Here is a 25,074-nt window from a genome sequence, read left to right as displayed (position 1 = left end):
TATTCACCTTTTTTCCATCGTGTTTATTACCAAGAAACATCTAAAAATGAAATATCATCGCTTGTCGGAGAGTTCTGTGCCCTCTCAATTTCTTTTAACACTTCCTCAACGTTATACTGCTTAAGCAGCGTAAGTCCGTCTGAGTGAATAACTATCCGATTCGCTTCTTGTCTAGATAATGTCTTTGAAAAAACCGCCAATTCCCCACCAATAATGCCTCGCCGTGTAGACCATCTTTTCTCTATATTTCTCTCAAACTTCATTACATTCGAACAATTCTCTTTATCTTGAAACAATTGTACAAATGAATCGCCATGTGTAACTATCGTTATTTGTACTTTATCTTGATTTGGAATAAGTTCTATTTTCCCACCAATAAACATAGCTTCACTACCTTGTTTTCGCTTTTCCTCCAAGACATCGCGAAGTAACCACGGTGTTTGTTCTGGCAATCGAAATGCATTCACTTCCTCTGAAGCTTCTTCTATCCAATTATTTAACTGTTCATTTAATAATGTAGCAATATCCAGTCCACTTCCTTGACATGTATCAAACAAGTTTACTAACTTCATACCAAGAAATTCTGCAGCAATTTCACCATGAAAAGACAGCCCTACACCATCACATAACGCAAATATGAAACGAGTTCCATTATCTTGAAATGCTAGGAAGTCTTGTCCACCCTCATTTAAATCCTGCGTTTCCTTTGCTCTTACATAGCTATATCGATATGTAAAATGTTTCATTTTCTTTTCTTGCAATATCGTTTCTTTCTTTTGCGAGAGGATATATTTCAACATACTCCCCTCCTATCGAACCGGCGTTGCGGCAGACATTTGAAATCCAAGTGATACTAAGTCCGCATTTGTCCCTGGAAACATCATCACAGCACCATCTGCAATATGAAACCCATGCTCCGTCATCATCTCACGATAGCTTTGAGGTATAGGCGATGAAAGTCTTTGCAACTTTGCACCATATTCATCTGTAATCTCTGTATTTGGCATAATCCCTTCCCACTTCTTTATATTAGAAATTTGCTCTTGCATAATTTCATCTGAAATAAAAATATTTTCAATTAGTACGTTTCCATCAGGTACAGACATATTCATAATTCTTCGTACAATTAATTCTGGATCTTCACCAGTTGAAGCCCCATCTGTCATATGACAAACAACAGGGGCTGGTCCATCTTGTAAATTTGGTAATTCCTTTTGCAATAACTTCTCCACTACAGAGAAAGCTTTTGCTGTATCAGTTAAACGATGCGTTTGAATTTTTTCTAATGGGCGCAGTCTTGCTACCTCATCTATTGTTTTCACACCACCCAATAAATCAAAAACATGATCGCTATAGGCTAAAATAGATAACTTATATCTCGGAAGCAGGCGACTACCTTTTGTTGAACGAAATACCATTTGGCGAATCGCTAAAGAAAGAGCATCCGTTACAATATCAATTCTTCTTTTTTCTTCTCCGCCTGCATCCATCATTTGGTTCATTGATGCGCTTACATCAAGAAGATAAATTATATAAGCTGGTGTTTGTTGTGTTGCTTGAGTTTGATATAACATGTTTCATACCCTTCCATACATTATTATATGAACTTTTTTTATATTCATATTTCATTATAACTTATGAATTTTCTTTTTCTCAATTCATTATAAAATGTTCTTAATATAATTTACATATTTTCACACAAAAAAACTATTATTCCCTTTAACATATGTTGAAATACATAAACCCCTTCTGTAATATAGAAGGGGTTTAATATTATGGTATAAGACGAGTACAATCTCTCGGAAAAGCACTCGCTTCTCGTACATTTGTTAATTCTAATAGTTTATATACAACTCTCTCTAACCCAATTCCAAAACCACCGTGCGGGGGACAACCGTATCGAAATGTATTTAAATACGATTGAAACTTATCGGGATGTAATCCTTTTTCGTTAAACGAAGCGAGTAACATTTCATAATTATGAATTCGCTGTGCTCCTGATGTTATTTCTAATCCTTTATATAGTAAGTCGAACGAATCAGTTATAGCTGGATTCTCTTTATTCGGCATCGTATACATCGGTCTCGCTTCTTTCGGATAATGTGTAATGAAAACAAACTCACTCTTATATGTTTCCTTCACATATTTCCCTAGTAACTTCTCACCTTCTGTATCTAAATCACCAATTGGCGATTCTTTCCAATACTTACTTTTTAAGATTTCTTGTGCTTGTAACAATGTAATTTTCGGTATTTCTGTAATAACAGGTACTTCTATTTGTAATAGTTGTAGTTCTTTCTCACAGTTTTTTGCTACTTGTTGAAACATATATCGTAATACATCCGTTTCTAATTGCATCACTTCATGAAAATCATTTATAAAGCCAATCTCTACGTCTAACGATATATATTCATTCAAATGACGGGAAGAATTGTGATGTTCCGCTCTATATACAGGTGCAATTTCAAACGCACGTTCTAATCCTCCCGCTACCATCATTTGCTTATAAAACTGTGGTGATTGAGCTAAATACGCTTCTTTTTGGAAGTATGGCAACTTAAAAACATTTGCTCCTCCTTCTGCCCCTTGCGAAACAATTTTTGGAGTAAATATACGTGTGAAATCGTTCTCTATAAGGAATTTACTAAAGCTCTGGACGAGCGTAGATTTCACTTTAAATATAGCCGCGGTTCGCTCATGTCTTAATGATAATACCCGTTCATTCAGTAGTTGATCTAAGCCAACTTGTAACTTCTTTTTATTTATTTCAAATGGAAGTGGTTCTGCGCCATTTAATATTTTCACTTCGTGAGCAAGCACTTCAATCCCTAATTCTGTTTTCGAAGTCTCTACTATTTGGCCTACGACTTGAACAACACTCTCCACATCTACTTTAAATCCAGCTAGCTCGTTTTCTAATACGCATTGCATAACCCCTGATCGATCCCTTATTAATAAAAAACTAACATTACCTAGATGACGAATCTTTTTTACCCATCCTTGAAGTAATACAACTTTTCCGCTTTGCTTTGTACATTCTTTTGTGAGTGAACGCTTCATTACATTTCCCTCCAGTAAATTTATATTTATTTACGTTATTGTTATCATCGTCATCATCCACGGTCACTCACCTCCCTTCAAAGAATACAAAAATCCGCCCCTATAAATAGGGACGGATTTTTCCGCGGTACCACCCAAATTGTCATAATGACCATCTTAGCCCTGATAACGGTAGGTACCGTTTGCTTTTACTAATTATCACGTTCAAAGCAACACTCACAGGTGTCTTTCCATCATGCGGTATCGCAATCTTCTCAGCAACCAATTGCTCTCTGTAGACCTTTGCATCATGTACTTTTCCTGATCATCACTTTTTATATTTACAGAGTATTCTATCTCTTCATTTTATAAATTGCAAGTAATTTTTAAATATATTTTGATTTTTCAAATCCACTTTTGTACAATCTCCTCTAAAGCCATTCCACGTGAGCCTTTTAATAATACAACATCATTTTGCGTTATAATTTTTAATACTTCCTCTGCTATCTCGGCTTTATTATCAAATGATTGTACTTTTCCTGCATCATAGTTCTTTCTTGCTTCTTCCGCTACAATTTTGGCTAACTCTCCATACGTAAATACATATTGAATGCTCTCCTCATTTAACATTTTACCAATTTCTCTATGATATGTTTCACCTTTCTTCCCTAACTCCAACATATCCCCAATCACTATCATTTTTTTCTTATAGGCATTTAACTTCTGTAACGTTTCAATTGCAGCCTTCATGGAGGAAGGACTGGCATTCCATGCATCGTTAATAATTGTAAAACCTGTTTTAGCGGTTAAAAACTGAAAGCGCATTTGTGTAATATTTATTTGTTGCAATGCTTCTTGTATTTTTTCTGTAGAGACTTTGTAAAATTGCCCTACAGCGATTCCGACAATCGCATTTAAAATATTATGTTTTCCATGTAAGGGAATATCGTACTGTATTTTTGTATGATTTAATTTAAAATGAACACCATATTCATCTAATTGTACGTTCGTTGGAAACAAATCATTTGTATACTTTCCACCAAATGACTTACTTTCTATACTTAGCATATTAATATTTTGAGAAAGTAATGGCTCGTCGCCATTATATAGGAACAGTCCATCGTCATTTAATCCGTCTATAATTTCAAATTTAGCCTTCGCAATCTCTTCTCTTGATCCAAGCGTCTCTAGATGTGACTGTCCAATCATTGTAATAACCGCTACATCTGGCTGTGCGATTCGTGATAAATTTCGAATTTGTCCTTTTTCACTCATTCCCATTTCAAGTATCAAAAACTCAGTATCTCGTTCCATTTCTAAAATTGTTAACGGTAAACCGATTTGACTATTAAAATTACCTTTTGTTTTATGCACTCTATAAGTTGAACTTAAAATGCTTCCTATTATACCTTTTACCGTAGTCTTGCCATTACTACCTGTAATTCCTATTACTTTTACATTTATCTCTCTTCGATAAAATTGTGCCAATTGTTGCAAAGCAAACAAAGTGTCATCTACAAATATAATTGGAATCCCTTTTGGCGGAGTACCGTAAGACTTTTTCCATAAGGAAGCGACAGCTCCATTATCCATTGCTTCTTTCACATACTCATGCCCATTTTTCATCCTAATGATTGGAACAAATAAATTTCCTTCTTTCATGTTTTTGGAATCTATGCAGACACCATGTATCTCTATAAGATGAAACGATTCTTGTAATCCTTCTCCATTTACTACTTCTTCAAGTTTTTTCAAATTCATTTGAATCAAAGTATCACCTTTTTCCATTAAATTACATATTTACTGTTTTATTTACACATATTAATAAAAATTTTATAGCGAGGTGTGTATATGCAAAAAGCGATTAGTTTCTTTCTCCTATTGTTTTGCCTAATTGTAGTAAACGAAACGTACGCCTATTCACCAAAATCTTTACCAATCTCTCAAAACTCTGATCAATGGCAAGTGAATATTGATAAACCGAAAAAAACAAACAAGAATATGCTTCAAGCTAAAAAAGATGAATTTCAAACATATCAATTTTCAGTGAAAAATGTTGGAAACAGTGAAGTATATAATGTACAAGTCGAAGTATTCCGCAACGAGCCAAAAACAAAAACGAAATATGAACTCTTCTCCCTAAAGGAAAACCGTTTAGCAAGCGGAAAAACTGGATTTGAACATGCTAATTTTCCAGTTGCTACAAAAGCAGATGAAGTTGATGTAATGATTACTTGGCAAGAACACCCTTTCCGCTCCATGCGAAATGGTCAAAAAGTGGAGTCTAGAAAATTTAAAGAGCATTTTGTTTTTAAGGATGAAAAAAAATAAATGGAAGACGAATAAATTCACATTATCATTTATATAGCTTACTTTACTAGTACCAGTTCTAAAGCAAATTAAAAAGTCGTGGCTTATACATGCCACGACTTTTTATATTAATTCGTACTAATTCCTCTCGCTGCCCAAATACGATCGATATCAGCGGCATGTTGTCCGCCATATAAAAGAGCATCCGCTTGCTTAATCGCTTTCGCTCCATCACTGAATTTAGAGTTTGGTGTTAACGACCAGTGCGATTGTAAAATAATTTTCGTTGCTACATCACGACCAAATGCTTGCGCCATCTCATATTGTCCTTGAGCCCAAATTTCTCCATCATCATGTACCTCATTTGTAATATCTTTCGGATACACTTTATTCGTATCTAATCGGCGTAAGCACGTCGGATCTGAACTAGAATAAGCAGTCGCATCCCATTCTCCAACACATGCTTTTCCGTACCCAGTTGTCGATACTGCATCTTCATACGTAGCACCTAAGAAGTCACCAAATCCTTCTCCCATCGCTCCGCCTTCTGCTGAACTACCAAAACCGGGTACTTGATTATCTTGAATCGAATGGCCATACTCATGCTCGATAATACCAGCATCTTCTGCATCATCTACTCCGCCAGTACCGAAAGTTAAAGCTTTCGTTGTCGGAGAATAAAATGAATTATCAGCCGTCGTTCCATTCACATTCACTTTAATAGAGCGATTATTAATATTTTTAAAACCTAGACTTTGAATGTAACGTTGTAAAGTATCGATATGATAATACGACATCACATCTTCAAAGCTATCATTTGCACGTGTATAGTTAAATTGTAAATTCGTAGATTTCGTTTTCGCTTTTGAAGAAATCGTTACATATTCTCCAATTAAAAATCCTGTTCCATCTAAACCTTTTAACGTAACAGTCTTCAATTGGTTCGTTAATGCTGTTGAATCTGCATCATTGTTATCTTTTAAACCTACTTTACTACCGCTAGATACGACTGGATTAGGTAAAAATACTTTTCCTGATCCTTCTGCTTTACGGTTTATATCAACTTTTTTAATTAACTTTCCATTTTCTGCATCAATAAATGTTTCCCATGCACCAAATGGATTATTAGAATGGACTACAACTTTATATACTGGACGAGCAATTCCTTCTTCAACAATATATCCAAATTCTTTCTCTGTAGGAGCCCATAAGTTTTGTTCACTTACTTCTCCAACATACGCCATTGATTTTTGTATTGCATCTTTTTCACTAATTTTTGTTGTAACTTCCTTCACACCTTTAACAGATTGATAATCAGAAACAGCAAGTACTCCTTTTCCTTCTCCATTAAGAGTAACTGTAATTTGTTTTGAAAATACAGGTGCACCATTCACAACTTGTTGGAACCTAACATATGAAGCTACTGACGTTTCTGTTGTAGAAATATATTGTAAGTCTGAAAGGTCTGCTTTTAATCCATACTGCGCAGCATTTTCTTTTAAATATTCTGTTGCTTTTTTCTGCGGCGAATAAGCTTCTAGCTTTACTTGCTGTTGTTTTTCCAATGCCGAAACTGTAGTAATCGTCCCCATTACTAACGGCACAGTCATTGCCATTGCCACCATTTTTTTATTAAACATAGAACCACTCCCCCTAATAAAGTAGCTCAACCTTATCCCATTACCACTAGGCAATCATTCCCCACAAAATGGGGGGATAAAAATTGAATCTACGAGTAATTCTCTATGAACATTTCTATTACCTTTCCATTTAGGGGGAGTGAAATTTTCTCAATATTTATTTGTAAAGCGAAAACAATACTGTAGAAATAAATTTAAACAGCATTTTAATTAGCGTGTTATGGAGAAAGAATTTTTCTAGAGGTCCTATCGAATGTATTATGCGGAAAATAGCCGGATAAATTTCCATCATACAAAAAGGAAGTTGGAATCATTCCAACTTCCTTTTCTTTAATTAGCTGAGCTTAATTTAATGCGGAATTTTGTCTCACCTAAAGAAATTTCATCGTCTTTATTCGTTAAGTGACCAAATGTAAATTGTTTAACGAGTAAGTTTTCTTCCAACAACTCTTTATGATTCGTTAACGTTTGCTGTAGTTCTTCCTCTGTATCAAGAATTACATCTACTCGTAAATTAACAGGTAAATTCAACTGCTTACGATATTCTTGAACGGCGCGGATGAATTCACGTGCTACCCCTTCTTGTAGCAATTCTTCCGTTACATTCGTATCTAACATTACTGTATATTGTCCGTTAGTTGTATTAGAGAATCCAGATTTCGCAACTTTCTCTACTAATACATCTTCATTCGTTACAACTATTTCTTCTCCTGATGCTACTTCGTAAACTGCTCTTTCTGTAGAGACAAAGTTTTGTACCTCGTCTTGTGATAATTGTTTTAGCCAGCCATTTACTGCATTCACATTTTTACCGAACTTCGGCCCAGCCGTTTTAAAATTCAGCTTTAATTGATAGGATGTGTATTTCGTTTCATCGAGTTCAACATGGAACGCCTTCACATTTAACTCATCCATAACGATATCACGATAAGATTCCCAATCCATATCATTTTCATTATGCTCAAGTAATACAAGTTCCGCTAACGGCTGTTTTACTTTTAAAGAATGTTGATTACGATTACTTCTTCCAAGTTCAACAACTTGTAAAACTGCATCCATTTCCGCTTCTAATTTCGGCTGAAGTAGTGATTCATTTACAACTGGATAATCGGCTAAATGAACGCTACTTCCAGTTAAATTCAAATGAATATCTTCAGCGACAAACGGTGTAAATGGTGCAATTAGTTTACTAATTGTTACAAGCACTTCATGAAGTGTCTCATACGCAGCTGCTTTTTCAGCATTCATACCAGATTCCCAGAAACGATTACGTGATCGCCTTACGTACCAATTACTTACTTCATCTACAAGCGCCGCGATTTCACGAGCTGCATTCGTAAATTGATAATCATCAAGTGCAGTTCTCACTTTTTTCGTTGTACTATGCAATCTTGATAATACCCATTCATCCAATTTCGTCCGCTTTACGTCATACGTTTCGTTCGGATTATACTCATCTAAATTTGCATATAAAACGTAGAAGCTATACACATTGACTAATGTATCTACAAATTTAGATTTTGCTTCTAATACTGTTCTTTCAGAAAAACGCTTCGCATTCCACGGAGCACTGTCAACGAGTAAAGCCCATCTTAAAGCATCAGCACCAAACTTCTCTACTAAATCAACTGGATCTAGTGCATTCCCTTTACTTTTAGACATTTTCTGTCCTTCCTCGTCTAGAACATGCCCTAGTGATAGCACTCGTTTATACGGTACTTTTCCAGTATATAGTGCTGATACAGCTAATAAACTATAAAACCAGCCGCGTGTTTGATCAATTCCTTCTGCAATTACATCTGCTGGAAACTGTTCTTCAAATAACTCTTTATTTTCAAACGGATAATGATATTGCGCAAATGGCATCGAACCACTATCAAACCAAACATCAATTACTTCTGGTGTACGATTCATTGTACTTCCGCATTTTTCGCAGTAAACTTGTACTTCATCTACATACGGCTTATGCAATTCTAAATCTTCCGGTGTTTCTTTCGTACTATGCTTTCTTAAATCCGCAATGCTTTTCGGTGCAAATTGATGATCGCAACGTTCACATTCCCATACGTTTAATGGTGTTCCCCAATATCTATTTCGGCTAATATTCCAGTCCACCATATTTTCTAAAAACTTACCAAATCTTCCATGTTTCATATGATCTGGATACCAAATAACAGTATCGTTATTTTGTAAAAACGTATCTTTAATTGCAGTCGTTCGGATTAACCAACTCTCTCCTGCATAATAAAGAAGTGGTGAATCACAGCGCCAGCAATGCGGATAACTGTGTTCATACTTTTCTTTATGGTATAGTAAACCTTCCTTCGCTAAATAACGAACGATATCTACGTCACAATCTTTTACAAATTTACCTTTCAAAAATGGTACGACTTCTGTATACTCACCCTTTTCATCTACAACATGTAAGAATGATAATCCTTCACTTTGAACGACTCTATAATCGTCCTCTCCGTATGCTGGAGCGATATGAACGAGTCCTGTACCACTATCTGCCGTTACAAAATCTGCTCCGATAACGCGGTACCCATTTGTAACTTCTTTCATCGGAAACGGTGCTGTATAAGAAGTATTTAATAATTCTTCTCCTTTATGAACAGATAATACTTCATAGTTTTCTTTTAATACATCTCGTACACGTTCTTTCGCAACAATGTATACATGACCTTCTTGTTTCGCTTTCACGTATTCCATATTTGGATGTACAGCGAGTGCAACATTTGCTGGAAGTGTCCAAGGTGTTGTCGTCCAACCTAGGAAGTATTCATTGTCACTATCTTTCACTTTAAACTTAACTGTTGCACTTAAATCTTTTACTGTTTTATACCCTTGGGCAACCTCATGTGAACTTAGTGAAGTTTGACAGCTTGGGCAATATGGTGAAACTCTATGTCCCTTATACAATAATCCTTTTTCATGAATCGTCCCTAAAATATGCCATACACTTTCGATATATGGATTCTCTAACGTAACGTATGGATCATCCATATCTACCCAATAACCGATACTTTCAGTGAATTCACGCCACTGTTTCTCATATGTGAATACACTCTCTTTACACTTCTGAATAAATGGTTCAATTCCATACTCTTCGATTTCATGTTTACCAGAAATACCAAGTTGCTTCTCAACACCTAATTCTACAGGTAAGCCGTGCGTATCCCATCCCGCTTTTCTTAATACTTTATAACCAGCCATCGTTTTATATCTTGCTACTACATCTTTAATTGTTCGTCCAAGTGCATGACCTACATGCGGTAGTCCGTTCGCCGTTGGTGGTCCTTCATAAAACACAAAAGATTGTGCGCCTTCTCGATTCTGAATTGATTGTTCGAAAATGCTCTGCTCGTTCCACTGTTTACGAATACGTGTTTCTCTCCCTACAGCTGACTCTTTTACATCTACTTTCTTCATCTACAATCACTCCTTTTGAATGTTTTAAAGCACACAAAAAACCCGTCCCTATAAAATAGGGACGGGTTTACCCGCGATACCACCCTAATTCTATTAGCTCTTCACTAATAGCACTTAGCAACGTACTATCATACGTGTTCTTTGTAACGGTAGACATCCGTCCGAGCTTACTCATTTTCAGCCTCGGCTCCTCGGAGATGATTTTCAAATAACGTCTGCACACCGGCTTTCAGCAACATACCGGCTCTCTGGGGAACAGTACACTATTTTACTCTTTCTCGTCTTCAGATTTGTATACTTTGTTAAAAGCTATTTTATGCCATCAGGCGATGAATTGTCAACTAATTCAAAATATATTTTATCCCGCTTTAATGGGCAGTAAGACCCCCACTGATTAAAGTTTCACTTTATTTATATCCTTTTTCGTTCTTCTTATACAATTACTTTTCAAATTCTCGCAGTGCTGCTAAATTTTCATCATCCTCGATAAGTTCAGCGAAAAATCCCGACTCATCCTCACGAAGTACAATTTCAAACTCTTCCTTCGCCTCTTCATTTCTGTTTAACTGCGCTAAATAACAAGCACGATCGTATCTCGCTAACAAATCACTCGCATCAATTTTTAATGCTTCATTTGCTATTTCTTCTGCCTTTCGTGTTTGGCCGGCACCATGATAAGAAGATGCTAAAGAAAGAAGAATTGCTGTTTCATTCGGATGATGTATAGAAGCATTTTCTAATACGTGAATTGCCTCTTCAAACCGTTCTTGACTTTGATATATTTCTCCTAAAGCAAGAAACGCTCTACTTACAAACGGTGTTTGCTCCGTTAATTGTAAAGTAATCTTTTCTGCTTTTCTTTCTTCTCCCATTTTAAAGAATACTTGTGCTTGTAAAAGAAGCGTATCATAATCATCTGGTAACTCTCGAACCATTTGCTTCGTTAATTCTGCAGCATCCCGTAATCTATCTTCTTCCTCACACTCTATGAAAAGATTTACAAGTTGCTTCGCTACATCGTAATCCCATTTACTTTCTAATGATGTTTGCAATACATCTATCGCCTCTTTATACATCGCCACATTCTCATAAAATAGTGCAAATCGCTGCGCTGCCATACTATTTTTTTGATTTAACTTTAATGAGATTTCATATAAATCAATGATTGTAGTAATAATCGAAATTTCTTTCGCACGGTTTTTCATGCGATAAAAAGCTCTTGTAATTATGGATTTCTTCGGCTGTTCATTTTGTTGACGTTCAATCCACCTTTCTGTAACTGCAGATGCTGCATACATAAACGCCATACTTCTTTCTGCCTTTTTCACTTTTAATATATGAAGAAAATCTCGTATGTTAGACCATTTCTTATGTTGTTCTATCGCTTTTACATATACATCAAATATACGTTCATTATTTACATCTTTTTGTATAACCTTCATTGCAATTTCAATTGCTTTTGCATTTCTATTTTTCACTAATACTTTTGCATAATGGTATAAAACTTCTGTATGCTCGCCATCTAATCGTAGTGCCTCTTCAATCTGTGCTTGTTCTTTATCTATTTCATCCATCGCTCCATACACATATGCAATCGCATCTAATCGCCATATTTCAGGCACTTCGTCTGCTAATTGTTCTAGTTCAGTCAGCAATTCCTCCTGTAGATTCATTTCTACTGAAAGCTGTGCCAAATATTCCATATTAATATGCAACGGCTCTTCTTTCATCGCCTGAACCATATGACTTTGTTCTTTAGAACGATTTTCTTCTTTTTCGTATATTTCTGCAAGCTGTAAATGTACACCTACGAAATTCCCATCAATCTCTAAACATCTTTCATACGCTTGTTTTGCTTCCGTCAATTGCCCTAATAGCATAAGTGTTTCACCAATTCGGTAATACGGTAATGCCGTTTCTTTTTGTTCTATCGCCCTTTTATATCTTTTCATCGCTTGGCCATACTGTCCGATAGATTCATATAAAATACCTGTATAACAACCGTATTCACTTACTTCATTTCTTTCTTTCTGCAACGTTCTTAAGAATGCTATTCCTCGTTGTACAAATACTGTTCCTTTCATTCGATTCACATATTCATCTAACGCACTTGCTACATTATATTCGCTCTGCTTTATACCACTCTCTAACTTAGACAATGCTACTTTAAATCCTTCTTCACTTCCACCAAGTTCAATCTCAGCATCCCATAAAACCATTCCTGCGTTCATAAGGAAATCTTGACTCTTTTCAATTTGTTTTTCAATACTGAGAATATATTCTTTCGCTTCCTTATATTGTTCTCTTGCCATATAAACTTGCGTAAGTCCGAAGTGAGAGTATACATCATCATGATTTTCTTCCAAAGCACGAGTATACAATGTTTCTGCTTCTTCCAGACTATCCTTTTGAAAATGGTAGTCACCGAGTTTTACGTATAGAGGTGCCTTATCATCACAATTCTCAATACCTTTTAATAAAACTTCTTTCGTACTTTCTTCATCCTTCAAATCAGATTCGTATATTTCTGCAAGTTTCGTATAAATGTATGGTGCATTACTATCCAAATGAATTGCTATTTTAAGCCCTTTTATCGCTAAATATACTTTCCCTAAATGATGCGCACATCTCGCTCGCTCATACCATACATGTGCCTCATTTTTATATTCTTTTAACAAATCATTAAAGATTTCATACGCTTCTTCATATCTTTCTAAATCTATTAATATTAACCCGTGATTCGTTAAAGTAAATCTTTCAGGACTACGCTCTAAAGCTACTTGAGAAAACTGCAACGCCTTTTCAGATTGGTCGATATACATATATGATAAAGCGAGAAAACTCCAAGCAATCGGCTGATCTGCGTCTAATTGTAACGAGGAACGAAAACTTGAAATCGCTTCTATATAACTTTCCTGCTCAAAAGCATACCTTCCGTTTATGAAATGATATAAGGCACGACTATTTTTCTTCTCAACACTCGCAAGCATTTGCCCAGCTTTTTCTAACTCTTCCAGGCGAATAAAGCACTGTGCACCATGTAATTTAACAAAATCTGAGTTAGGAAATTTCTCCATTAACTTTTTTATACAATATAAAATAAATTCTTTATCTACTTCAACATCTAAATGCTTAACCGTATATAACCATGTATTCGGATTATCACTCTTCCCTTTTAAAAACTGTACTAAGTCATGAATCCCCTCTTTATCTTGTTCATCCAAATGATCTGTTAAAGAAAAAATAGATTTAAAATAATGATGTTCTTCTTCATTTAAAAATGATAGTAGTTCCTTTTTTTCTTTCGGAACAAACGTAATCGCTAAGCAGCCTGTATAACGATATTTTTCTTGTAACTTCCTATATTCCACAATAACTGGTTCGATAAAGTTCGGATCTTGAACATAAAATGCTTGTAACGTATCATCATATCCAGCTAGCACTTGCACATGTGAAGCATGCTCAATATCTATACTTAATAAAACGGGAATCCCCTGATCTAACAGTCTCTTATAATTTTCTACATTCCCTTTAAAATAACGATATTCATAACCTAATTCTTCTAAATAAGAAACAGTATCTGAAAACTTGGATCCTGTCATATCAAAAATAAACTCTGCTATTTCATCTTGTGTACGTTTTTCTCCCCATAAGTGCAACATCATTTCTAAACTTGTCGGCACACAATAGTTATCCTTTTGTACAATGGGAACTATCGGTAAGTGAACCTTTTTGCCACCCGGATTTTTTTCTAAATTATGATATAAAGACTCTTTTAAACTTTTTTCTTCTTTTAATAATTGTTGTAAATCTACAAGTTTATTCATTTTGTAAAGCGCTTCTGCACGTAAATGCACAAAGTAAGCTTTATACGCATGATAAGGAAGCTGATTATTTATGTTATTTATTACGTCTAACACTTCTTCATACTTCCCTAAATCTAATAAATATTTCACCTTTTCAAAATGAAAATATGGTACTTGCGGGAACTTTACAATTGCATCATCAATTAGCTGTAATGCACGTTTTTGTTCCCCTTTATTTGCATATAACTGTGCTAATAAATAAGTAGATAACTCTTCACAATCTTTATGCTGCATGCCGGCTATAAATTGTTCTTCTGCTTTCTCCCATTCACCTGTATGCATATAGACGTAACCCCATTTATCAAATACGGCACGTTCACTGTACTCCTCTGCTTTTTGCATATAGATTAGCGCTTCTTCATTTCGTTTCATTTCTAAAAGACATCTTACTAACGTAAAATATGTTTTCGCTAAAAAATCGGCATCTATTTCTTCTTTATTGCTCTCTTCTAAAGCGTCTTTTAGCAACTGTTCTGCTTCAAGAATTTTCCGCTCATCAATTAACTCATCACAATATAAAGAGAGCGTTCTCATATTTGGGAATTTTTTATAAGCGTAGCGAATGAGGAATGAACTGTATTGGTGCATAAGCCCTTCATCAGTAAGACGAATTAATATATCAAACTCCTTATATGAAGGAATATTAGCAAGCCAATTCTTTACATAAGATAAAGTATTCTTTTCTTTTATATATGAAATTTCATTATTTATTTCCTGTAATCCCTCTATAAATCTCTTGTCTTTCAAACAAGCATCTAACTGCTTAAAATCTAGCATGTATTCACCTCGAATATTTATTTATACTGCTACTTGCTTAGATTTTACACATCATATTGTATGTATTCAACTAAAATCTCCTATAATGGATAGTATTATTTAATATTATTTGGATTTATAACAAAATATAGTAAAAATGATTGTTTTTCTCCATATTTTGTTTGATTAAATGGAATAACGTTACATGCGGACCTTATCTTTATATAGTTGAAATCAGTACATGAAATTATATCGGCGATAATTTAAATATATCAGCGATTCTTTCATTTTATCGGCGATTTTCAAAATATATCAGCGATTGTATGTCGAATATCGATTTATCGACATTAAGCGACATGTTTCATCGTATTACTACCTATTAACATACTATTTCACCAAATGTAATTTTCATATTCGGAGCATATACTAAAGAAGAATGTATATGAAATGCTTTAAAAAATCGTAGTTCAGCTTCATATTGAGCTAGCGCATCATCATATGTTAATCCTCTGTCTATTAAACGTCCTATAAATTGCTGTTTATCACCTGGATTCCCCGCAATCCCCTCTTCCTTTAATGAATGATACAACTTCGCTTTACCATTATGGTGCATATTAGAATCTAAAAAATTCACTTTATCGCTCACTCGACACTCAATATTTTTCACGCCTAATTCACTTAAATACGCCGGTATTTTCATACCAATATTTCCATCTCTTCCGCTTCTCTGCGTGTCATTTTCAAATAACTTCTGCAAAGTGCCTAACCTAATAATTTCAGATTGATTCTCTCCATCTAAAAAGTATGAAGACATATTTGATATCCAATGTGGCTCAAAACAAATTATTTTCCCTCCACTTTTAACTGAATGTATCATTTTTTGTAGCATTGTTTTTGGTAAACTCATATGTAATAAGAAGGCATGACAGATTGCTATATCGTATGTATCGTTCAATTCAATTTCTGTAGCATCTCCCTCAAGAAATTCTGTCTCATATGGAAGTAAACGAAACAATTCTCTCGCTTCAGCAAGTAATGTTCCCCCGCTATCAATGCCTGTATACTTTGATCCTTTTGGAAGTAATGGCATTAATATTAAGCCTAAATAACCATATCCACAACCGTAATCAACGATATGTACTGGCTTAGTGATTCTCCAAACTGTATTTACTAAAAAGCTTACATAATCGTCGTTGTAATATAGATCTCTCGTATTCTTTAAATACGCTAGTTTACTGTTCCAATCGTACGTTTCCAAGTTTAACGCCTCCTTTATATGACATTACAATTCTCCATCTTATGTGGACATTCCTACACCTGAAACAATTCCAAAAAATTTTAGACTTTATAAAATATAACTGTTACTTACATATTTTCTATAAAAATAAATAGGCATACATATCTATTATGATACGTATACCTATTTATTTTACATCTCCTCAAGAGCATCCACCCCAAGTAAACGTAATCCCTCTTTTAATACAACTGTCACAGCATACACTAATGCGAGTCTACTGTCTTTCTCTTCACTCTCTTCTAATATACGCACATTCCCGTAATATTTATTAAACGATTGCGCTACATCTAATACGTATTTCGAAATAACCGATGGCTCATTTTTGTTACATGCTGCTTCAATTACTTCCGGGAATTTGTTTAGTAATTTTACGATATTCCAACTATGATCATCTTTTAATGCAAACGTACACGTTTCAAATTCTACGCTTTCTTTTCTTAAAATAGAGCAAGCACGTGCATGTGTGTACTGTACGTAAGGTCCTGTTTCCCCTTCAAATTTCAGCATATTTTCTAATGAGAATTCAATATTATGCATACGCTCATTTTTTAAATCATGGAAAATAACTGCCCCGACACCGACTTGTTTTGCTACTTCTTCTTTTTGTTTTAAGTTTGGATTTTTCTCTTCAATATTTTGTTTTGCAAGGTCTATTGCTTCCTCAAGTACTTCTTCGAGTAAAATAACTCTTCCTTTACGTGTGGACATTTTCTTACCATCTTTTAAAATGAACCCAAACGGTACATGTTCCATGCCATCAACCCAAGTGTAGCCGAGCTTTTTTAATACAGTGAAAAATTGATTGAAGTGTAAACTTTGTTCTGGGCCAACTACGTATAACGCTTTATCAAACGCATATGTGTTTTGACGATATAACGCTGCCGTTAAGTCACGCGTTGCGTAAATCGTCGCACCATCTGATTTTCTAATTAAGCAAGGTGGCATGCCCTCTTCTTCTAAATTAACGACTAATGCACCTTCTGACTCTTCAAGTAAATCATGTTCCTCTAAAATCCCAATAAAGTCTTCCATTAAGTTATTATAAAAAGCTTCTCCTTGAAAATTAGTAAATTCCACACCGAGAAGTTCATAAATACGAGAAAATTCTTTTAAGGATTCGTGGCGGAACCAATTCCAAAGCTCAACAGCTTCTTCATCACCTTCTTCTAATTTCTTAAACCAAGCGCGTCCTTCTTCTTCTAATTCTTCGTCGTCTTTTACCTCTTCATGAAATTGAACATATAACTTAAATAATTCACGTATTGGATCCTCTTTCACTACTGCTTCATTTCCCCATTTTTTATAAGCCGTAATTAACTTTCCAAACTGTGTTCCCCAATCCCCAATATAATTAATCCCTACAACTTCATAACCACATTTTTCAGCGATATGTTTCAGTGAATTTCCAATCATTGTAGAACGTAAATGCCCCATTGAAAAAGGTTTCGCAATATTAGGAGACGAATAATCGATAACTACAGTCTTTTCACATCCAAAGTGATTTTGACCGTACTCTCCTTTCTCCGCTAAAATCGTTTTTAATACTGCATCACTTACCGTTTCACGATTAAAAAATACATTTACATAAGGACCAACAGCCTCTACTTTCGTAAAAAATGGATCGCTTAATTTCTCCGCAACTTCCTTTGCGATAAGAGCTGGTGATTTTTTATATTGCTTCGCAAGTGAAAAACATGGAAATGCAGCATCTCCAAATTCATCTTGTTTCGGTGTTTCAATTAAATCTAGAATTTGCTTTTGCGTTAATTCATTCGTAAAAATATTAGATAAACTTTCCGCAAACTGTGTTTTATAATCCATACTACAACCTCCTTATTTTTTTAAACACAAAAAACTCGTCTCTAAAAAAGAGACGAGTTTGAACCCGTGGTACCACCCTTGTTGTTCATTACGAACCACTTTCCCGTTTATAACGAGGACAGGGGGCCTCGGCTTACTCTACTATTCGTTCAAGAAGCATCTCCGAAGTGCGCTTCATCTTTTTCTTCCGCACTAGGCTCACACCATCCCTAGCTCGCTTTCCTTCTAAAAAAGACTACTCTCTTCATCACAGACAGTATATTTAATTAATTATTGCTTATTATACATCTTTTCAAACAATTAGCAAGGGTCAATTACACCAAAGTGAAACTTAGCACTTTTTCTTTTGTATACGTAAAAATTATGTTTTTCAAATCTAGAACTACGGAAATGGTCTTTCAGAACGACACGCTTTCTCGCCACACGCTTCGCTTCCGCAATTGTTTCATCAGTAATATCATGATACAAAGCGAAGTGTTTTAATCCTTTTATTCCATCTGATTCTATAACAGTTTCTTCAAACATCGGATCAAGGTACACAACATCATAACAATTGTCTTCACATTGTTTTAAAAACGCGTAATGCTCTGTTTGCTTCACATCGATTCGTTGCATTGATTCATCAATTTCAGAAACAGATGAAGACCATGTTTTCAAACCATTTTCCATAATATAAGCCATATACTCATTGCCTTCAAGTCCGGTTACTTTTCCGCTTTCCCCAACAATATAACTCGCTACAATACTATCTGATGCCATACCGAGCGTACAATCTAACACTGTCATTCCACTCTCTAATTGCGTGGCTTGTACAAACGGGTCGTGTTCTCCGCGCATTAATCTTTTCACACGAAACATCGCTGAGTTTGGATGAAAGAAAAATGACTCTTCCGTACCTTTCGGATAAATAGCTAATCGATTTTTTCCTACAACAAGTACATCTTGTTCATACTGCTCATGCAGTTTATGTACTGGTATGTCATTACGTTTAACGAAAGAAGTATTTAATTCTGCTGCTACCCGGTTTGCATAATCTGTCATTTCTTTGTTCGTTCTTCCTGCTGTTGTTACTATCATTGTTTCACCTCTATATAAAGAAAAGAGGGAGATTTACTCTCCCCCTTCTTTAGCAATTCTTTTCGAAAGCTTGTTCTAAGTTCGTAATAATTTCGTCCATAGTTGCACCTTCAATTTCATGACGGTGAATGAAGTGAACAACTTCTTTTCCTTTTAACAATGCCATAGATGGTGAAGATGGAGGAATTTCTCCGAAGTATTCACGCATTTTTGCAGTAGCATCTTTATCTTGACCTGCAAATACAGTTACAAGATGATCAGGTTGTTTTTCAGCACGAACAACCGCTTGACCTGCTGATGGACGTGCTAAACCAGCTGCACAACCACAAACAGAATTTACAACTACTAAAGTTGTACCTGTTACGTTTTCCATAAATTCTGTTACAGCTTCTTCTGTAGTTAACTCTTCAAACCCAGAGCGCACTAATTCTTGACGCATTGGGATTACCATTTGGCGCATGTATTCTTCATAAGCATTTGACATCTTGTAATCTCTCCTTCAACTTTCATTCCAAACTCATCATATCACGCTCTATTAATAGGTGCAAAAGAAAGATAACGATGATTTTATTTTTTTGTAGGGATTTCACAAATCCCTTCGCGGCAATGTCCAACTGGGACAAGTTTTCTATTGTTAGCGATATAATCGTATACTTTACTTCCAAAACCAAGTACGATAGATAGCTTTATAAAAGGAACTGCAAACCAATAAGATGGAACGGCCTTTGCTAATACATGTATGCTATGAATGCCGTCATACCACTTATTATTTTTTAAAATATACAGTCTTTGTTCCATCTTACTTTGTAATTCTTGAGAAAGTTCATACTTCTCAACTACATCTTCATCTCGAAATGAAACAAATTTCATCTTACCCTTTTTATCTAATTTTTTCGTACGTTCTGCAACCGCCGTACACATCGGACACCAACTATCATAGAAAACAATCATACATTATTCCCCTTTACGAGACTCCGTCATTTGTTTCCATACAGAACCTTTTGCTTCCTCTCCGCCTTCAATACGCTCTAACGCTAGACGTGCTTGCATTGCTACTTCAAACTCTGGATCATCTTGCGCTGCTTTTAATGCTGGAATTGCACTTTCATCTCCAAGTTCAAATAAGAACATCGCTGCACGCCAGCGTACTAATTTACTTGGATCTTTCAGAGATTTAATCATAACGAACATCGCCGCCGGATCACCTACATCTGATAAACAATCTCCTGCAGTACGACGAACACTTACAGAGCGATCTAATAAGGCTTTATATAATAACGGTAATACTTCATCACCTTTTACCATACCTAAATATGCTGTTGCTAAACGGCGAATCGAAACTTTTTCATCATCTAACGCCATCTTCAACACTGGAATATCTTCTTCAGTAGGATCCATTTGTTCTAAAGCTGCAAAACGTTTTTTCCAGTCAGCATCTTTCATCATCTCTTCTGTTACTTTATATGGCTCACGCTTTTGAATCGTTACTTCAACAGCACCTGCTTGATTTAATAATTCTTTAACCGTTTCATTTACACGTTCTTCCGGATAAGCAGCAACAATCTCTTCTACTACTTCTTTCCCGATTTCTTCAAAATTACCGTAACGTGTACTTTGTTCCACCCATTTACGTTCTTTTACAACGTTTGGTGCAGACATTTGCACTTTCATAATTGATTCTTTAAAACGGTCAGGTAAACCAACACGTTCTTCCGTCGTGCCATCTGTTAACTTTACTTGCATTGGAATAGTAAAGAACATTTGAACAAATACTTTCACTTCTCCAAAATGAGCAAGTTGTTGTTCTTCACTTTCTTCTACTACTTCTTCACCAAAAACAGCACGAACTTGCTGTAATAAAACTTTCCAGTCATACTTTGCATTTCGCTCCACTGCTAAAAAGTCAGCTACATGATATACACCTTTAATGCCTTCAATTTTCAAAATTTCTTGCACTTGCATTGGCGCTTGTTCTTTATTTTCATTTGTATAATTATTACGTGCTCCTGATGGTAATACTTCATTCAAAATAACTTTCATTGTATTTGGACTTGGCGTCGGTTCAATTGCTTTAATCTTCACGTAAATAACTCTCCTTTATTGCATGTTCTTAGCTGTATTGTAACATGTTATCACGCTATACTCCTACTCGGATGCTTAATTTTACTATTTACTTTTCTACATTGCTGGAAAGTTTCATTCATTCTATTTTCACCTAATCATTCCATAACTATAGTTAAAAGTATAATTGACAATTACATAAAAAGGGATTAACCTTAACTCATAAAATGACCGAGGTCATTTTATGAACAAAGTCATTCAAAGGTGGAGTGATAACAAATGAACAATGTCATAATTATTGGTGGCGGTATTGCTGGACTTTGCGCAGCAATTTCCTTACAAAAAATAGGAATAGAAGTAAAAGTATATGATAAAAACAATGAGCCTACTGTTGCTGGTGCGGGTATTATCATTGCTCCAAATGCAATGCAAGCACTTGAGCCATACAGAATTTCTGAGAGAATAAAAAAATTCGGCAACGAAAGTAACGGCTTTAAACTTGTATCCGAAAAAGGAACTATTTTCAATAAATTGATTATCCCAGCTTGTTATCCTAAAATGTACTCTATTCATAGAAAAGATTTACATCAATTGCTACTTTCTGAACTACAAGAAGATACTGTCGAATGGGGAAAAGAATGTGTAAAAATAGAACGAAATGAGGAAGACGCCTTAAAAATAGTATTTCAAGATGGTAGTGAAGCATTTGGCAATATACTGATTGCTGCCGATGGTATTCATTCTGTCGTTCGAAAACAAGTAACACAAAGGGATAATTATCGTTATGCAGGATATACGTGTTGGCGTGGCATAACTCCTACTAATAATCTTTCTTTAACAAATGACTTTATTGAAACTTGGGGAACGAACGGTAGATTTGGTATCGTCCCTCTTCCCAACAACGAAGTATACTGGTATGCGCTCATAAACGCGAAAGCTAGAGATCCAAAATACAAAGCTTACACAACAGCAGATTTATATAATCATTTCAAATCTTACCACAATCCCATACCATCTATTTTGCATAATGCATCGGACGTTCATATGATTCATCGTGATATTGTAGACATTATGCCAATGAATCAATTTTTTGAAAAACGCATCGTTTTTATTGGGGATGCTGCCCATGCACTTACTCCGAATTTAGGCCAAGGTGCTTGCCAAGCAATTGAAGATGCGATTATTTTGGCGGAATGCATCAAAAATAATGCCCATTATCGTCAAGCATTTTTAGAATATGAACAAAAACGACGAGATAGAATTGAAAAAATCTCAAACACTGCGTGGACAGTTGGAAAAATGGCGCAAATAGAAAGTAAACCTTTAACTATAGTAAGAAATGAAGTAATGAAACGTATTCCAAAATGGATTTCTGAAAGGCAAGCACATGAACTATACAACTTTCATTTATAATAAAAATAAGAAACAGCATTCTCTATCCTTCTTTCAATTACATTAAACTTAATCATGAAGTAAGATTTTATTTGAGATTATCTATTAAACATATATAATTGTTTGTGTTAGGAGTAGATTATATGCTGAGAGAAACGAGAAAAAAAGAATTAAAAGAACTTATATTCCTAAAAGCAGTACAACTCTTCCAAGAACGCGGGTACGAAAATGTAACGGTTCAAGATATTACTACTGCATGTGGGATAGCGAAGGGCACTTTCTTCAACTACTTTCCGAAAAAGGAGAACATATTATTATTTTTAGGTGATTCTCAAATTGAGCTATGGAAGGAAAGTTTAAAAACTTACGAAAATGTGGAACATCCAAAAGAAAGAATCAAACTTGTTTTAGGCGATTTACTGGATCGATTTACTGGACATGGTGATTTAATGAAGCATGCCGTCTTTGAGATTATAAAGTCAAACTACTTAGTAGAAAATGAATTAAAAAGTATACAACAGCTACAAGAGGGTTTGTCTTCAATTATTACAGAAGCGAAAGAGGCAGGAAAATTAAACAGTCAATGGGATATACATATTATCACTTCTACTATTATGAGTACTTATTTTTATACATTAATGTCCCATTCACTATTACATGCTAATGAAATAAACGTGAAAAATACACTCAACCAACAATTAGATGTTGTTTGGGAAGGGATCAATCAAAAGTGATAGAGGGCTATATTACTAAGCCCTCTTCTTACGATGCGCCCTCCCTCCTTCTCTCCAAAAATGTAATGCTCTCAATCACAACTTCCGTTATATATATTCTCTTTCCTTGATTATCCTCGTAATTCCTCGTATGAATACGTCCAGTAATTCCAACAAGTGAACCTTTCTTACAATATTCAGTTACATTCTCAGCTGACCTTCTCCATACGACGCAATTAATAAAATCTACTTGTGGCTCACCTAAGCTATTTCGAAAACCTCTATTCACCGCAACACATACTCGTGCATAAGCGACACCTTGCTTTGTGTAGTATAATTCTGGCTCCTTTGTCAATCTACCGATTAATACAACTCGATTCATCATAAGTTATACCACCTCACATATTTTTCTTCATTGTAAAGAAAAATGTTTGAAGGGTAAAAAGCGTAAAATAATATATTTTAAAGTAAAAAAGATTATTTTTTATGCTATAAAAGAAAAAAAGAAACCTTACATATTTTAAACATGTAAGGTTTCAAAATTTATACTTCACTGCATGAAATGTAATATCCTCCACGGGCCATCTTTATTTCCGCACGATACAATACTTCTTCTAAGTAAAAAGTTATCGGTTTTACTTTACTCTCAAATTTCAGTTGTTCATTACATTCAGCTGCATAACTTTCAATAGCTGAAGTAATAACTTCTCCCGATGGATACGTTAAAGCATCATCTAGTTCTATGAAAAAACTTTTAGAAAATAGTTTTTTCATAATCCCTTTCTTCTCTTTCACCATATTCCATCCCCTTCAATTTAAAGTTACTAACATCCATATTATACCACATCATCAATTTATCTTTGAAAAACAAAAAATCCTGCATGAAAAATGCAGGATTTTTTATTAGTCATTTTTCGTAAAGTAAGAAACGAAACGAAGAATTTCTAAGTATAACCAAACTAATGTAAGCATTAGTCCCATTGCAGTGTACCACTCCATATATTTCGGAGCTTGACTACGTACACCATTTTCGATTAAATCGAAATCTAGTAATAAGTTTAATGCAGCAACTACGATAACAACTGCACTAATAATAATACCGATTGTACCACCTTGATGAATGTACGGAACCGTTACACCAAACATGTTTAGTAGAAATACGACTAAGTACATAACCATAATTCCAAGTGTTGCTGCCATCACGCCTGTACGGAATTTATCCGTTACTTTTACTACACGTGTTGCATATAACACTAACATTGCAAATAGAATTGAGATTGTTAGTAATACAGCATTTAAAACGATAGAATCGCCAAACTTCATTGTATAAACAGCTGAAATACTACCTAATACAACCCCTTCTACCGCCGCATAGATTGGTGCACCAAACGGTGAAATACGCGGGAAGAACATAGACGCAAATGCGATGATTGCCGCAACGATTAAAGCGCCAATTAATACTGGCATCTTCATCGTACCCTCTAGCATCTGTATGTATGAATAGACAGACGTTGCAAGTAGCAAGATAAGCATAATAAACGTTTTGCCTACTGTTCCGCCAATAGTCATCGCAGAAGCACTTGCTCCTTCTTTACGGAATGCCTCTTTTTTCAACATTGGATTAGATGTTCTCATTTTTTCCCTCCTAAAATAGGTTCTACCAATAGTGT

19 protein-coding genes and 3 other annotated features are annotated in these 25,074 nt (G+C 35.1%); of the genes, 3 read left to right on the top strand and 16 right to left on the bottom strand.

Features of this window, described 5'->3' with window-relative positions:
• Window positions 1-26: 26 nt before the first annotated feature.
• The 4 genes from MR070_RS13175 to MR070_RS13160 form a co-directional block, all read right to left on the bottom strand.
• A complete protein-coding gene (locus MR070_RS13175; protein ID WP_044792562.1) occupies window positions 27-800 on the bottom strand; it encodes a PP2C family serine/threonine-protein phosphatase in 774 nt (257 codons plus the stop codon).
• Window positions 801-809: 9 nt separating this feature from the next.
• Window positions 810-1,574 carry a vWA domain-containing protein gene (locus MR070_RS13170; protein WP_044792564.1) on the bottom strand — a complete coding sequence of 255 codons (765 nt, stop codon included), beginning with the start codon at window positions 1,572-1,574 and terminating at the stop codon, window positions 810-812.
• A 199-nt stretch (window positions 1,575-1,773) separates the two neighbouring features.
• Entirely contained in the window at window positions 1,774-3,060 is a 1,287-nt protein-coding gene (gene aspS, locus MR070_RS13165; RefSeq protein WP_242261453.1) for an aspartate--tRNA(Asn) ligase, read from the bottom strand.
• Between the two features lie 105 nt (window positions 3,061-3,165).
• Window positions 3,166-3,377: a binding site (T-box leader), on the bottom strand.
• Between the two features lie 67 nt (window positions 3,378-3,444).
• Window positions 3,445-4,827 carry a UDP-N-acetylmuramoyl-tripeptide--D-alanyl-D-alanine ligase gene (locus MR070_RS13160; RefSeq protein WP_242261452.1) on the bottom strand — a complete coding sequence of 461 codons (1,383 nt, stop codon included), beginning with the start codon at window positions 4,825-4,827 and terminating at the stop codon, window positions 3,445-3,447.
• Between the two features lie 63 nt (window positions 4,828-4,890).
• On the opposite strand from MR070_RS13160, the gene MR070_RS13155 reads away from it, so the two are divergent.
• Entirely contained in the window at window positions 4,891-5,370 is a 480-nt protein-coding gene (locus MR070_RS13155) for a hypothetical protein (RefSeq protein WP_001167915.1), read from the top strand.
• A 107-nt stretch (window positions 5,371-5,477) separates the two neighbouring features.
• On the opposite strand, the gene MR070_RS13150 is transcribed toward MR070_RS13155, so the two are convergent.
• The 9 genes from MR070_RS13150 to MR070_RS13110 all read right to left on the bottom strand — a co-directional run bounded on the left by MR070_RS13150 (window position 5,478) and on the right by MR070_RS13110 (window position 21,320).
• Entirely contained in the window at window positions 5,478-6,989 is a 1,512-nt protein-coding gene (locus tag MR070_RS13150; RefSeq protein ID WP_242261451.1) for a M36 family metallopeptidase, read from the bottom strand.
• 330 nt (window positions 6,990-7,319) lie between these two features.
• Window positions 7,320-10,421, bottom strand: coding sequence for an isoleucine--tRNA ligase (gene ileS, locus MR070_RS13145; protein WP_242261450.1), 3,102 nt, complete (start codon window positions 10,419-10,421; stop codon window positions 7,320-7,322).
• A gap of 54 nt (window positions 10,422-10,475) precedes the next feature.
• Window positions 10,476-10,715: a binding site (T-box leader), on the bottom strand.
• A 146-nt stretch (window positions 10,716-10,861) separates the two neighbouring features.
• Window positions 10,862-15,064 (bottom strand): bacteriocin-processing peptidase family protein, encoded by a 4,203-nt coding sequence (locus MR070_RS13140; RefSeq protein WP_242261449.1) that lies wholly within the window; start codon window positions 15,062-15,064, stop codon window positions 10,862-10,864.
• 358 nt (window positions 15,065-15,422) lie between these two features.
• On the bottom strand, window positions 15,423-16,301 hold the full coding sequence (locus MR070_RS13135; RefSeq protein ID WP_242261448.1) for a class I SAM-dependent methyltransferase: 879 nt from the start codon (window positions 16,299-16,301) through the stop codon (window positions 15,423-15,425).
• A 171-nt stretch (window positions 16,302-16,472) separates the two neighbouring features.
• The gene (gene argS, locus MR070_RS13130) at window positions 16,473-18,161 is read right to left on the bottom strand and encodes an arginine--tRNA ligase (RefSeq protein ID WP_242261447.1); all 1,689 of its coding nucleotides are present in this window, start codon (window positions 18,159-18,161) and stop codon (window positions 16,473-16,475) included.
• Between the two features lie 45 nt (window positions 18,162-18,206).
• Window positions 18,207-18,421 (bottom strand) — a binding site (T-box leader).
• Window positions 18,422-18,461: 40 nt separating this feature from the next.
• Window positions 18,462-19,238 (bottom strand): class I SAM-dependent methyltransferase, encoded by a 777-nt coding sequence (locus MR070_RS13125; protein WP_044792572.1) that lies wholly within the window; start codon window positions 19,236-19,238, stop codon window positions 18,462-18,464.
• Window positions 19,239-19,287: 49 nt separating this feature from the next.
• Window positions 19,288-19,722, bottom strand: coding sequence for a BrxA/BrxB family bacilliredoxin (locus MR070_RS13120; protein WP_000063713.1), 435 nt, complete (start codon window positions 19,720-19,722; stop codon window positions 19,288-19,290).
• An 83-nt stretch (window positions 19,723-19,805) separates the two neighbouring features.
• Window positions 19,806-20,189, bottom strand: a complete 384-nt coding sequence (locus MR070_RS13115; protein WP_000634875.1) for a thiol-disulfide oxidoreductase DCC family protein — start codon at window positions 20,187-20,189, stop codon at window positions 19,806-19,808.
• 3 nt (window positions 20,190-20,192) lie between these two features.
• On the bottom strand, window positions 20,193-21,320 hold the full coding sequence (locus MR070_RS13110; RefSeq protein ID WP_000692572.1) for a conserved virulence factor C family protein: 1,128 nt from the start codon (window positions 21,318-21,320) through the stop codon (window positions 20,193-20,195).
• 258 nt (window positions 21,321-21,578) lie between these two features.
• Here MR070_RS13110 and MR070_RS13105 point away from each other — a divergent pair, with 258 nt between their 5' ends.
• Both MR070_RS13105 and MR070_RS13100 read left to right on the top strand, forming a co-directional pair.
• Window positions 21,579-22,712, top strand: coding sequence for an FAD-dependent oxidoreductase (locus MR070_RS13105; RefSeq protein WP_242261446.1), 1,134 nt, complete (start codon window positions 21,579-21,581; stop codon window positions 22,710-22,712).
• Between the two features lie 122 nt (window positions 22,713-22,834).
• Window positions 22,835-23,425, top strand: coding sequence for a TetR/AcrR family transcriptional regulator (locus tag MR070_RS13100; RefSeq protein ID WP_138322089.1), 591 nt, complete (start codon window positions 22,835-22,837; stop codon window positions 23,423-23,425).
• A gap of 28 nt (window positions 23,426-23,453) precedes the next feature.
• Here MR070_RS13100 and MR070_RS13095 read toward each other — a convergent pair whose 3' ends face one another.
• The 3 genes from MR070_RS13095 to MR070_RS13085 all read right to left on the bottom strand — a co-directional run bounded on the left by MR070_RS13095 (window position 23,454) and on the right by MR070_RS13085 (window position 25,039).
• Window positions 23,454-23,789 carry a single-stranded DNA-binding protein gene (locus MR070_RS13095; RefSeq protein WP_000982023.1) on the bottom strand — a complete coding sequence of 112 codons (336 nt, stop codon included), beginning with the start codon at window positions 23,787-23,789 and terminating at the stop codon, window positions 23,454-23,456.
• Between the two features lie 158 nt (window positions 23,790-23,947).
• Window positions 23,948-24,202 carry a DUF4318 domain-containing protein gene (locus MR070_RS13090; RefSeq protein WP_138322091.1) on the bottom strand — a complete coding sequence of 85 codons (255 nt, stop codon included), beginning with the start codon at window positions 24,200-24,202 and terminating at the stop codon, window positions 23,948-23,950.
• 105 nt (window positions 24,203-24,307) lie between these two features.
• Window positions 24,308-25,039: a Bax inhibitor-1/YccA family protein gene (locus tag MR070_RS13085; protein ID WP_001260643.1), complete on the bottom strand. Its 732-nt coding sequence runs from the start codon at window positions 25,037-25,039 to the stop codon at window positions 24,308-24,310.
• Between the last annotated feature and the right edge of the window lie 35 nt (window positions 25,040-25,074).

Source organism: Bacillus cereus group sp. BfR-BA-01453, from assembly GCF_022662915.1.
Taxonomy (GTDB): Bacteria; Bacillota; Bacilli; order Bacillales; family Bacillaceae_G; genus Bacillus_A; species Bacillus_A paranthracis.
This window is presented reverse-complemented; position numbering and strand designations above follow the sequence as displayed.

Bases quoted from the DNA above. Each gene is read 5' to 3' on its own strand.
- MR070_RS13175 (WP_044792562.1), bottom strand. From the start codon at position 800: ATGTTGAAATATATCCTCTCGCAAAAGAAAGAAACGATATTGCAAGAA.
- MR070_RS13170 (WP_044792564.1), bottom strand. From the start codon at position 1,574: ATGTTATATCAAACTCAAGCAACACAACAAACACCAGCTTATATAATT.
- aspS (WP_242261453.1), bottom strand. From the start codon at position 3,060: ATGAAGCGTTCACTCACAAAAGAATGTACAAAGCAAAGCGGAAAAGTT.
- MR070_RS13160 (WP_242261452.1), bottom strand. From the start codon at position 4,827: ATGGAAAAAGGTGATACTTTGATTCAAATGAATTTGAAAAAACTTGAA.
- MR070_RS13155 (WP_001167915.1), top strand. From the start codon at position 4,891: ATGCAAAAAGCGATTAGTTTCTTTCTCCTATTGTTTTGCCTAATTGTA.
- MR070_RS13150 (WP_242261451.1), bottom strand. From the start codon at position 6,989: ATGTTTAATAAAAAAATGGTGGCAATGGCAATGACTGTGCCGTTAGTA.
- ileS (WP_242261450.1), bottom strand. From the start codon at position 10,421: ATGAAGAAAGTAGATGTAAAAGAGTCAGCTGTAGGGAGAGAAACACGT.
- MR070_RS13140 (WP_242261449.1), bottom strand. From the start codon at position 15,064: ATGCTAGATTTTAAGCAGTTAGATGCTTGTTTGAAAGACAAGAGATTT.
- argS (WP_242261447.1), bottom strand. From the start codon at position 18,161: ATGGATTATAAAACACAGTTTGCGGAAAGTTTATCTAATATTTTTACG.
- MR070_RS13125 (WP_044792572.1), bottom strand. From the start codon at position 19,238: ATGATAGTAACAACAGCAGGAAGAACGAACAAAGAAATGACAGATTAT.
- MR070_RS13120 (WP_000063713.1), bottom strand. From the start codon at position 19,722: ATGTCAAATGCTTATGAAGAATACATGCGCCAAATGGTAATCCCAATG.
- MR070_RS13115 (WP_000634875.1), bottom strand. From the start codon at position 20,189: ATGATTGTTTTCTATGATAGTTGGTGTCCGATGTGTACGGCGGTTGCA.
- MR070_RS13105 (WP_242261446.1), top strand. From the start codon at position 21,579: ATGAACAATGTCATAATTATTGGTGGCGGTATTGCTGGACTTTGCGCA.
- MR070_RS13100 (WP_138322089.1), top strand. From the start codon at position 22,835: ATGCTGAGAGAAACGAGAAAAAAAGAATTAAAAGAACTTATATTCCTA.
- MR070_RS13095 (WP_000982023.1), bottom strand. From the start codon at position 23,789: ATGATGAATCGAGTTGTATTAATCGGTAGATTGACAAAGGAGCCAGAA.
- MR070_RS13090 (WP_138322091.1), bottom strand. From the start codon at position 24,202: ATGGTGAAAGAGAAGAAAGGGATTATGAAAAAACTATTTTCTAAAAGT.
- MR070_RS13085 (WP_001260643.1), bottom strand. From the start codon at position 25,039: ATGAGAACATCTAATCCAATGTTGAAAAAAGAGGCATTCCGTAAAGAA.